The sequence below is a fragment of the Oligoflexus sp. genome (assembly GCF_035638955.1).
Classification (GTDB): domain Bacteria; phylum Bdellovibrionota_B; class Oligoflexia; order Oligoflexales; family Oligoflexaceae; genus Oligoflexus.
In genome coordinates this window covers 1-11,943 of the sequence record NZ_DASQYZ010000132.1, presented here as the reverse complement: position 1 = coordinate 11,943, position 11,943 = coordinate 1, and the positions used below count along the sequence as shown (strand labels likewise).

Genomic DNA, 11,943 nt, shown 5'->3' with positions numbered 1-11,943 from the left:
GCGCCCCTTTGTTACCGGTTCACTCGGGGGCAGCGGCGCCCCTTCGTTACCGGTTCACTCGGGGGCAGCGGCGCCCCTTCGTTACCCCGCCATGCGGGGTCTATCAGCTACTGGAGCAAATCTATCAACTGACTCCGCGTCAACGTCTTAAAGATCTCCTCATCCCGATCCATGAACTTCTCAAACAGCTCTTTCTTGGTATTGATCAGAGCATCGATCTTCTCTTCCAGAGTCCCACGTGTCACCAGCTTGAGCACCTGAACGTTCTTATTCTGCCCAATCCGATAAACCCGGTCCGTTGCCTGATTTTCCTTACTGGCGTTCCACCAGCGATCGTAGTGCACGACCACTGAAGCCGCAGTCAGGTCGATACCGATACCACCAGCGAGCAGGGAGCCGACAAAGATCTTACAGTTCGGATCGGTCTGGAAGGTGTCAATCACCTTGCCACGATTCTTGGTCTGTCCCGTCAGGATCGCATGACCTATGGCTTTTTCATTTAAATACATGCTGATCAAACGAATCATCTCTACGTACTGGCTATAGATCACAACCTTATGGCCGCTATCCAGAGCTTCCGCCAGGATCTCCTTCAACGCTTCAAACTTGCCGCTCTCATACTGATCTAATTTTCCAGGATGCACGAGCAGGGGATGATTGCAAACCTGCTTCAGCAGAGTCAAAACCGCAAACACGTGCAGATAAGGCACGGATGCATTCTCATCCTTCAAAGTTTCCAGAATGGGTCGTGCCTTCAGTTCCAGAACTTCACGATAAATCTTGATCTGATCATTCGACAGCGTGCAGTGCCTGATGTCCTCGACCTTTTCCGGCAGATCGTGCAGAACGTTGGCCTTATTCCGCCGCATCTTAAAGGGATGAATCAGTTTCTGCAGTGCCAGCTCGGTCTCGGGCTCACCGCTCTTTTCAATGGGCTGCATGAAATTGCGGCGGAAATATTCATCCGATCCCAGGTAACCTGGCACCAGGAAATCAAACAGGTTCTTCATCTCGCCCAGATGATTTTCAATCGGCGTACCGGTCAAACAAATACGGATATCCCCGCTCAACGTACAGACCGATTGATAAGTGGCCGTATCGTGATTTTTCACGAAATGGGCTTCATCCAGAATAATGGAATCCCAGTGGATCGCCTGCAGCTGCTTGGCGTCGCGCAGAAGGACTCCATAGCTGGTGATCATCAGATCGTGGGTTTCCATCATCTTCTTGATGTTCTGGCTGCGCTTGGGGCCATGGTGCTTGAAGACTTTAAGGTTAGGACAAAACGCCAAAACCTTATCTTCCCAGTGATCAAGAACCGTCGTGGGCGCGATCACGATAAAATAGGACTTTTCCTTGCGGGATTGGATGGCCGACATCAAACCCATGGCCTGATGTGTTTTACCAAGACCCATTTCATCCGCCAGCAGCCCGTGGAGCTTGTTTTCATAGAGCCACCACATCCACTGCACGCCGGTGAACTGATATTCCCGCAGCTTCAGTTTGGTGTGGGACAGGCTCGGAACCTTGATATTATTTTTGAACTCGAGCTGGTTACGAATCTGATTCAAAACCTTCTTCGAGCCGACGAATTGATCGAAATCACCGACGGCCGCCTTGAGGCGCATCAGCCCCAGCGCGCTCACCTTGATGAACTTGCCTGTCTCATCCGTCTCCCAGTTGTGATCCTTCACAAAGTCTGGAATCTTGATCCACTTTTCACCCTGTCGAATGTAGTTCCGCTTTTTCTTGCGAAATTGCGTCACCAGATCCAGCATGGAAATCGATTCCTGGCCACTTTGATATCGAGGATCAAGGAAGAACCAGCCATCCGCAGCTTTATGGATCCGGATCTCTTTCAGATGAGGCGCGCTCTCGATCGCCGCCCCTTTCAGATTCGCATCCAGCCAGATCGGGCCTTCATTGATGTATTCGAAAAAATTATCCTGGATGAAATTAGCCGATGCATCGTCCTTGAAAACTTTGCGAATCGGCAGATCATTCCAAACCGAACTGACGTCGCCTTCTGTCAATTTCCAGAATCCGCGTTCGGGCAGAAAGAAATATTCCTTGCCCAGAAATTTATTCCCCGCCTTCAGCGAGACAAATTCGAAATGCCCATCCTTGCCTTTGGGTTCCAGCCGGGTGAGCATCTTGTGAGCTTCGGGGAATAGCGAATGCTGGTGTTCTTTTTCGGCCAGGCGCTGGAAGGCAGCGGGCGGATGCGGAATCACCACCACGCGTTCGGCGACCACCTTCTCATCATCTTCCTGATAGATTCGTGTGCCACGAATGGCTGTGACATTGAAGACTTTGAGCAACTTGATCTCGTCGCTGGCCGTGGTCAGCTTCGGATGACTCTGCAAAAACTTCGCTGCGTCATCCAATTCGAGGTGGTAATTGGTATACTCGCCCGGTTTGATTTCCAGGCGCACTTTCATCGAAGGTCCGTTCGCCAGGAGACGGACGCTTTGAATATTACCTTTTAAATGACTGAGGATGGTCTGGGCGGCACCCTCACCGCGGTCGCGCTTTTCGCCTTCGATCTGGGCCTTGATATTCTTCCGGCGGACGGCGACGGGGTGTTTGAGCGGCATACGGGCATCGAGCGAGGCCAGCAGTTCCGGCTTCTCCCGATCAATGGAAATCATGAAGGAGGCCAGATGTTCACAGTATTGGCCGCCGCTTCGATTTTTTTTACACGTGCATTCGATCCACTGAATACAGTGACCGTTGGGGTGAATTTTAAGCCGTGTTTCTTCACCGCGCCCGCCGTTTGAGCTGATACGCGCGGTAATCAAGCCATGCATGGACTTGATTTCTTCCACCTTTCCCGAGGTATAGAGGTCGAGGCCTGTGAGCCAGTCGTCTTCATCCACATGTTCGTAAAAGAATTCAAGAATATTGGTCTTCACTCTAGAGAACTCGCAGCAGTAGGGGAATGTACAAGCATCAAACCTGAGTATAGCACGAAGATTTTCGGGGCGCGGCCTTGTCAAAAACCTGACGCCAGCGGTTTTACAACGGCCCTAACCGGTTAAAACTTACCATCTTATCATCTTTTTAACATAATTTCCGGGATGTTTTATTCAAGCCCTCCTGCCCCTGACCGATACGTCCTGGGTTAGATGGAGACTCAACGTGGTCGAAAGCAAGGACAGTTTCGTCGCTTCCAAACTTCTCGTGGATTTCCTGCGGGATTTCACCCTGCTGACTGAACAGCAGCTGGTGTCCATTCGTATGCTGATGGAGAAAACCGTAGCCGACGTCATGGATTCGGTGACCTCGATGAGCCAGGTAGCCGACGAAAAGAAGATAAAAGCCAATGAAGTTCTTATCAAAGATAAGAAATCACAGGATTTTGTCAGCTCGTCCAGCAAGGAATTGGAAAAAGACGAAATCGCGATCCTCGCGCCGACGTCAAATGATTCGCTGCGTAAGGATTATCTGGAAAACAAGCTGATGCGGACCGGCGGTTTGTTTTCGAAGCATATGGAAGCGATCAGCGGGTTGGACCGTGACCTGCAAAATATGCTCGCGAAAATCATCGGTGCGGTGTCCGTGGATGACGTGATCGCGCAACGGCTGAGTCATATCATTGCCGGCATGAACCAGCTGCAGGTGGAATTGGCAACATTGCTTGCGAACTTCAAGCTGAATGCCAGAGTCGAATCCATCAAGCTCTTTCGCAATCGGGTCCTGACCCAGGTTTATCTCAGCTATACGAGTGAAGATGAACGATTGATCTTTCACAAGATCTTCGGCCATCCACAACAAATAAAGCGTGTCAGTTAAGGTCTGCCCCCAAAGGAGGATTTCATGGGAAAGAAGATCATGATCGTGGACGACTCGAAAACCATTCGCCAGCAAGTGAGTTTCACGCTCACCAAAGGCGGCTACGAAGTCATCGAAGCCGAAGACGGCGCCGACGGCATCGAGAAGCTCAAGGCCAATAAAGACGTGGCTATGGTCATCAGCGACGTGAACATGCCCAACATGAATGGCTTGGAAATGGTCGAAAAACTGAAAGCGGAAGGCAACACGGTTCCCGTGATTATGCTGACCACTGAAGGGGCTTCTGATCTGATTCAAAGAGCCAAGGCAGCTGGTGCCAAAGGCTGGCTCGTGAAGCCTTTCCAACCTGATCAATTGGTCGCCGCTGTGACCAAGATCGCAGGCTAAGACTTCGGGGGCAGCGATGTCGGATAAAGAGGATCCTAGTGCCTACCTCGTGAGCTTTCTGGCGCAGTATACACAGCTGCTCGAAGGGCAGTTGCTGAATATTCGCGAGACGATGGTCAGCACGGTTGAAACTGTTATGCAGGGTGTTGCTGGAATCAGCAGCACCACTGAGGACAGGCGTCAACAGGCCGAAAAGGTCTTGGAATCCACTTATGTGAACCCGGACATGGAAACGGAAATCCTGATTCAGGACATGCAAAAGGTCGTGGATGAGATTTTCGAAGAGACGGCTGAGCGGTACAGTAAAGGCCAGGATCTGAGCCAACTGACATCGGCGGAGCCGGAAGTTCTGGTCCGTAATCGCATTTCTCGCTTCGCTGGTCGGTTCAAAACCGAAATGAACACGCTCAATACCATAGATGATGAAATGAAGAACGTCATCTTTGGTATTATTGGCGCGCTTTCGTCAGAAGATGTGATCGCGCAGAAGCTCGAACACGTTGTGATGTCGCTGAAGATTCTGCAGACCGGATTGAACTATGTTCTTATAGATTTTGATCAACGCTGCACAATTGATGAGCTGGCGAAGGTCACAACCGACATAAAAAGCTATACATTCCGCCAGTATACAGCCGAAGATGAAAAGAAAAGATTCCTCGCCATCTTCCCTGATTCGGGAAAGAAAACCGCCTGAATAACTCAGTCATGACGACTTTTCTCACCTCGACCCGATCAAACGCAACTTTGACGGCATCGTGAAAACCTTGCCCAGCAAGGCTCTCGCACTTTTTTACAACTCCTTTAAAAAAAACTGCAATGGGTGTTGACGAGCAGTAGGTGATCCCGTATAACCCTTCTTCACGGCGGCAATGGACGCAAATGAAGAAGAGATAAGACAAGAAAATCCTTGACGAATCCAAGCTTCTAAGAGTACAAAGCAGTCGGTTCTTTGAAAACTGAATAGAAGACAGAAAGAAGAAGCGCGAACGTCAATTCTGATGTTTCATCTTCGGATGAGATGTCGGGTTAAAATAAAAAAAAGCGAGCTTCGGCTCGTCCTGGATTTAAACTTTAGAGTTTGATCCTGGCTCAGAGTGAACGCTGGCGGCGTGCCTAATACATGCAAGTCGAACGCGAAAGTCCTTCGGGATGAGTAAAGTGGCGCACGGGTGAGTAATACATGGGAACATGCCCTTAGATGGGGAATAACGTTTGGAAACGAACGCTAATACCGCATAACCTCGCAAGAGTAAAGGTGGCGCCGCAAGGGCTACCGTCTAAGGATTGGCCCATGTCCCATTAGCTAGTTGGCGGGGTAATGGCCCACCAAGGCGACGATGGGTATGTGGTCTGAGAGGATGATCACACACACTGGAACTGAGACACGGTCCAGACTCCTACGGGAGGCAGCAGTAGGGAATATTGCACAATGGGGGAAACCCTGATGCAGCAACGCCGCGTGAGTGAAGAAGGCCCTTGGGTCGTAAAGCTCTTTAGCGAGGGAAGAAGGTAGATTGGGTGAACAATCCAGTTTGCTGACGGTACCTCGAGAATAAGCACCGGCTAATTTCGTGCCAGCAGCCGCGGTAATACGAAAGGTGCAAGCGTTACTCGGAATCACTGGGCGTAAAGCGCACGTAGGCGGACTCGTAGGTCAATTGTGAAATACCTGGGCTCAACCCAGGAACTGCAGTTGAAACCGCTTGTCTTGAATACCTGAGAGGGTGGGGGAATACCTGGTGGAGAAGTGAAATTCGTAGAGATCAGGTGGAACACCGGAGGCGAAGGCGCCTGCCTGGCAGTGTATTGACGCTGAGGTGCGAAAGTGCGGGGAGCAAACAGGATTAGATACCCTGGTAGTCCGCACCGTAAACGATGGATACTAGGCGTTCGGAGAGTTAACCCTCTGAGTGCCAAAGTTCACACATTAAGTATCCCGCCTGGGAAGTACGGTCGCAAGACTAAAACTCAAAGGAATTGACGGGGGCCCGCACAAGCGGTGGAGTATGTGGTTTAATTCGAAGCAACGCGCAGAACCTTACCTGGCCTTGACATCGCGAGACAGGTGCAGAGATGCATCCTTCCCTTCGGGGACTCGTAGACAGGTGCTGCATGGCTGTCGTCAGCTCGTGTTGTGAAATGTTCGGTTAAGTCCGGCAACGAGCGCAACCCCTGTTCTCAGTTACCAGCATTAAGTTGGGGACTCTGGGAAGACCGCCGGTGTTAAACCGGAGGAAGGCGGGGATGACGTCAAGTCCTCATGGCCCTTACGGCCAGGGCTACACACGTACTACAATGGTAGAAACAGACGGCTGCAAGACCGCAAGGTGGAGCTAATCCGTAAAACACTATCTCAGTCCGGATTGAAGTCTGCAACTCGACTTCATGAAGTTGGAATCGCTAGTAATCGCAGATCAGCACGCTGCGGTGAATACGTTCCCGGGCCTTGTACACACCGCCCGTCACACCACGAAAGTGGTCTTAACCAGAAGCGAGTGAGCCAACCGCAAGGAGGCAGCTCACCAAGGTTGAGGCCGTGATTGGGGTGAAGTCGTAACAAGGTAGCCGTAGGGGAACCTGCGGCTGGATCACCTCCTTTCTAAGGACTATGCTCGTTCAGCAATGAACAGCTATCCTGATGGTTAATGACGTTCGTCACTAATTCCTCTGTCTCTCTATTCAGCTTTGAAGGAACCTGCCCTTGAATAAGGGGCATTTTTTTTCAAGCTCTTTGACAACTGAATATCGTGAATAATCCTCAAAAGAAATTAAGGCAATTGAAAGTATATCTGAGCCTTTTTACGCTTCGAAAGAAGGGTAAAAATGCCAGCACACTCAATGTAGCAGAGATTCTCTCCATAGATTCCTTTAAACCGGGAATCGAACTCGTACTTGATCTTATCAAGTAAGGGGAAGGCGTTAAAAATAAGCTACTAAGGGCGTTCGGTGGATGCCTTGGCACCAGGAGACGATGAAGGACGTGGCAAGCTGCGAAATGCTTCGGGGAGCTGCTTAGCAAGCTTTGATCCGGAGATGTCCGAATGGGGAAACCCCATGCTTCGGCATGACCTCGGCCTGAATACATAGGGCCGAAGGAGTTAACCCGGGGAACTGAAACATCTCAGTACCCGGAGGAAAAGAAATCAAATAGAGATTCCGTCAGTAGCGGCGAGCGAACACGGAAGAGCCCAAACCGATGGGTTTACCCATCGGGGTTGTAGGGCGGATCACAAGGGGATGAAAGGATAGCTAAACGGTCTGGAAAGTCCGGCCATAGAGGGTGATAGTCCCGTAGGCGAAATCCTGAAGTCTTCGATCCGTTCCTGAGTAAGGCGGGGCACGTGAAACCCTGTCTGAATCCGGGAGGACCATCTCCCAAGGCTAAATACTACCTGGTGACCGATAGTGAATCAGTACCGTGAGGGAAAGGTGAAAAGAACCCCGTTGAGGGGAGTGAAATAGATCCTGAAACCGAGCGCTTACAAGCAGTCGGAGCGAAAGTGACGGCGTGCCTTTTGCATAATGAGCTAGCGAGTTAATGTCACAGGCAAGGTTAAGGTCTCAAGGACCCGAGCCGTAGCGAAAGCGAGTCCGAAGCGGCGTTTAGTCCGTGGCATTAGACCCGAAACTGGGTGATCTACTTATGGGCAGGTTGAAGCTGGGGTAATTCCTAGTGGAGGACCGAACACGTGAATGTTGAAAAATTCTGTGATGACCTGTGAGTAGGGGTGAAAGGCTAATCAAACTCAGTGATAGCTGGTTCTCGCCGAAACATATTTAGGTATGGCCTCGGACGTTCCCTACGGGGGGTAGAGCACTGATTGGGCTAGGGGTCTCACCAGATTACCAAACCCTGTCAAACTCCGAATACCCGTACGGCCAAAAGTCCGGGAGACAGACTGCGAGTGAGAAGATTCGTAGTCGAGAGGGAAAGAGCCCAGACCATCAGCTAAGGTCCCAAAGATCACACTAAGTGGAAAACGTTGTGGGAGTGCACAGACAGCCAGGATGTTGGCTTAGAAGCAGCCATCATTTAAAGAAAGCGTAACAGCTCACTGGTCAAGTGCTCCTGCGCGGAAGATGTAACGGGGCTCAAGTGTGGCACCGAAGCTATGGGCCCGCAAGGGCGGTAGGCGAGTATTGAAGCAACCTGCGAAGGTGTTCCGTGAGGGATGCTGGAGGAACTTCAAGAGCTCATGCTAGCATAAGTAGCGTAAAAGTACGGTGAAAAACCGTACCGCCGAAAGTCCAAGGTTTCCTGGGCCAGGGTAATCCTCCCAGGGTTAGTCGAACCCTAAGGCGAGGCCGAAAGGCGTAGTCGATGGGAAACGGGTTAATATTCCCGTACCGTTTGTATGGAGTGATGCGGGGGTGGAGAAGGGTAGTCAGGCCGGGTGTTGGATATCCCGGTGCAAGCTCGTAGGCAGATCGTTTTGGCAAATCCGGACGGTTAATGTCGAGAAGTGACGCGGTGGACTTCGGTCCTGAAGTTGATGATCCCATGCTCACAAGAAAAGCCGCTAAACGTTGAAGTACATCGCTCGTACCCCAAACCAACTCAGGTGGACAGGGAGAGAATCCTAAGGCGATTGAGTGAAGCTGGGCCAAGGAACTCGGCAAATTGATACCGTAACTTCGGGATAAGGTATGCCAGCTAGGTGTAGAGGTTCGCCCTCGAAGCCAACGCTGGTCGCAGAGAAGAGGGAGAAGCGACTGTTTAACAAAAACACAGCACTCTGCAAAATCGTAAGATGACGTATAGGGTGTGACGCCTGCCCGGTGCTGGAAGGTTAAAAGGAGGGGTTAGCGCAAGCAAAGCTCCGAATTGAAGCCCCAGTAAACGGCGGCCGTAACTATAACGGTCCTAAGGTAGCGAAATTCCTTGTCGGGTAAGTTCCGACCTGCACGAATGGCGTAACGACTTCTCCGCTGTCTCGGCCCAGTGCTCAGCGAATTTGAAAAACGGGTGCAGATGCCCGTTACCCGCAGTAAGACGGAAAGACCCCGTGAACCTTTACTATAACTTGGCATTGGTATTTGGGTTTGTCTGTGTAGCATAGGTGGGAGGCTTTGATCCAGCGGCGCCAGTCGTTGGGGAGCCATCGTTGAAATACCACCCTGACAATTCTGAATATCTAACCTCGTCCCGTAAGCCGGGACAGGGACAATGCCTGGTGGGTAGTTTGACTGGGGCGGTCGCCTCCAAAAAAGTAACGGAGGCGTACAAAGGTCACCTCAGACCGAATGGAAACCGGTCGTAGAGTGCAAAGGCATAAGGTGGCTTGACTGCGAGAGGGACACCTCAAGCAGGCACGAAAGTGGGTCTTAGTGATCCGGTGGTTCCGCATGGAAGGGCCATCGCTCAACGGATAAAAGGTACTCCGGGGATAACAGGCTGATCTCCCCCAAGAGTTCACATCGACGGGGAGGTTTGGCACCTCGATGTCGGCTCATCACATCCTGGGGCTGAAGCAGGTCCCAAGGGTTTGGCTGTTCGCCAATTAAAGTGGTACGCGAGCTGGGTTCAGAACGTCGTGAGACAGTTCGGTCCCTATCTACTGTGGGCGCAGGAAATTTGAGGGGGTCTGTCCTTAGTACGAGAGGACCGGGATGGACACACCTATGGTGTACCTGTTGTCGCGCCAGCGGCATAGCAGGGTAGCTAAGTGTGGTCGGGATAACTGCTGAAAGCATCTAAGTAGGAAGCCCACCCCAAGATGAGATTTCCCTGGCCGCAAGGCCCTGAAGATCCGTTATAGACCATGACGTTGATAGGCTGGAGGTGGAAGCGCCGCAAGGTGTGGAGCTGATCAGTACTAATAGATCGTGAGGCTTAATTTTAACCCGCCTTTCCCCTTACTTGACAAGCTCAAGCGAGGACCAAGAGTCGGAGAATAAGTCTCTGCTACGAACAGACCTTGATTTCTCGAGACATTCACGCTATTCAGTTCATCCGAGTGATACATGATTTGGCTGTGCTCATGGCGAAGAGGAAATACCCGTTCCCATCCCGAACACGGAAGTCAAGCTCTTCAGCGGCGATGGTACTGCAGTTTAAACTGTGGGAGAGTAGCTCGGTGCAGCCTTAAAAATAGCAAAACCCCTGGAAGGAAACTTTCAGGGGTTTTGTGCGTCCGGGGCCAAAACCCCCGGCCGGCCCCGCACCGCGGGGTGACCGTGGCGGCGCCCGGTACGTCCGGGGCCGGCACCTCCTCCAGCCCCGGCACCGCGTGGTGACAGCAGGTGGCGCATCAAGGGGTGCCTATAGGGCCGAAAAGATCACAATTCACGTCCTGGACTGGGTTTGGAAGTGAACACTGCAATAAATTTAAGCAGCAGATGTTATCAAGTCGGTGTTGCTCTCACTTCAATACTTCTTATCCAGAGAATCGACCTATGACAGCCATTACACAAAGAGACAGGGAACTGTTGGCCGCTCGGACTTATCGTGATTTCCTCAAGACGGAACTTGCCGATCGTTGTGCGCGTAAAGAGCTTTATTCCATGCGTGCATTTGCTCGTGATCTTGGGATTGCTGTTTCTGGCCTGTGTACGGTGCTGTCAGGCAAGTCGCACTTTTCCAGACCCACTGTTCATAAAGTCGCAGGGCGCCTGCAAAAGTCAGAACCTGTTAAAAATTATTTCCTTCACCTGGCGCTCGCGGAATTGGAAGCACCGGGTGATGTGAATAACCTCAATTACATGATGGCCAAAGAGATTCGGCTGCAGCACCTCTATCTGCAGGCAGAAGTTCCTCATCGCATGGTGCATGCGTGGTCCCTCGCTCCCCTGGCTTTAACGCTCCTGCTTGAAATTGAAAGCGAGATTCGAACCGACGAAGCCCTGCAAAAGCGTCTTGGTGTGAGCTCGGAGGCCTTGAAGCAGATGATTGATGAGTTGGAAAGTATCGGCTGGATTCAGAAGACACCAGATGGGCCTGGGACCAAAATTCGTTTTATGGAACTGGGCAACCGAGGCAATGCCTACGAGATACGATCTCTTCATCGCAAGACCCTGGACCGCGCACAATGGTGCCTGGAAAATATGCCCTTGGAACAAAGGTTCTTTTACACCGCGTTTTTTACCATGCACCCTGAAAATGCGCAGAAGGTCTCTCACCAGCTTCGCAAACAAGCCTTGACCCTGGCTGAAGACCAGGGATCTCCAACCCCTGGTCACGAAGTTTACGCCATGGGCACGTTTATTGTACCGTTGACCCAATCAACTGATCTGCATGTTTAGGTTTCCCTCCTGTTTGCTATTCCCGTGACGAACCATTAGAGCTTGATAAAGTCGGTCCTGACTTTATAGAGAAGGTACTTCCGCGCTTTGATGTCAAAGACCAGCCAATCCAAGGGACGCTGCGGATAGGTGTGCGCCAGGGACTTCTCCAAAAATGTGCGGGTTCGACTCAGTAACTTGGTGAGATTGCCGTCCTGAGCGTCGATAAACCGCTGACTGTGATGACTTTGCGGACCGTAGACAGCCTCCACAATCTCGAATTTGGAAAGAACCATCGTTTCCTTCTGAAAAAAAGCCTGAATCAGATGCAAAGTCTTCTGACGTGAAGCCAGAGGAATCATGATGCGATTAATCCAGAGACTTTTTTCAACAAGCCTGATGTCCGGGTCTGATCCGGATGGTGGAGTCCAGGATAATTCCTGGGTTTGAGCATACGCCATCGAGAAAATCTCGTTGATCGCATCGCTGACATTTTTTGAAAGAACATTGAGACGCTCGAGATGGGAACCTGGATTTCCG

The 11,943-nt window shown here is 51.2% G+C and carries 6 protein-coding genes and 3 rRNA genes; 7 read left to right on the top strand and 2 right to left on the bottom strand.

The window, feature by feature from the left end:
* Positions 1-107: 107 nt before the first annotated feature.
* Positions 108-2,915: a DEAD/DEAH box helicase gene (locus VE954_RS13040; RefSeq protein ID WP_324953381.1), complete on the bottom strand. Its 2,808-nt coding sequence runs from the start codon at positions 2,913-2,915 to the stop codon at positions 108-110.
* Between the two features lie 226 nt (positions 2,916-3,141).
* Between VE954_RS13040 and VE954_RS13035 the strand changes: the two genes are divergently transcribed.
* The 7 genes from VE954_RS13035 (at position 3,142) to VE954_RS13005 (ending at position 11,424) form a co-directional block, all read left to right on the top strand.
* A complete protein-coding gene (locus tag VE954_RS13035; protein ID WP_324953380.1) occupies positions 3,142-3,795 on the top strand; it encodes a hypothetical protein in 654 nt (217 codons plus the stop codon).
* 24 nt (positions 3,796-3,819) lie between these two features.
* Positions 3,820-4,182: a response regulator gene (locus tag VE954_RS13030; protein WP_324953379.1), complete on the top strand. Its 363-nt coding sequence runs from the start codon at positions 3,820-3,822 to the stop codon at positions 4,180-4,182.
* A 16-nt stretch (positions 4,183-4,198) separates the two neighbouring features.
* A complete protein-coding gene (locus tag VE954_RS13025) occupies positions 4,199-4,876 on the top strand; it encodes a hypothetical protein (RefSeq protein WP_324953377.1) in 678 nt (225 codons plus the stop codon).
* A gap of 372 nt (positions 4,877-5,248) precedes the next feature.
* Positions 5,249-6,781 (top strand): 16S ribosomal RNA (locus tag VE954_RS13020).
* A 324-nt stretch (positions 6,782-7,105) separates the two neighbouring features.
* A 23S ribosomal RNA gene (locus tag VE954_RS13015) occupies positions 7,106-10,023 on the top strand.
* Positions 10,024-10,153: 130 nt separating this feature from the next.
* Positions 10,154-10,268: ribosomal RNA gene (rrf, locus tag VE954_RS13010) — 5S ribosomal RNA — on the top strand.
* Together the 16S, 23S and 5S rRNA genes form the textbook arrangement of a ribosomal RNA operon.
* A gap of 310 nt (positions 10,269-10,578) precedes the next feature.
* Complete coding sequence (locus tag VE954_RS13005) at positions 10,579-11,424, top strand: TIGR02147 family protein (protein ID WP_324953375.1); 846 nt, start codon at positions 10,579-10,581, stop codon at positions 11,422-11,424.
* Between the two features lie 35 nt (positions 11,425-11,459).
* Here VE954_RS13005 and VE954_RS13000 read toward each other — a convergent pair.
* Positions 11,460-11,943 (bottom strand): hypothetical protein (locus VE954_RS13000; protein ID WP_324953373.1); only part of this gene is annotated, 484 nt, incomplete at its 5' end.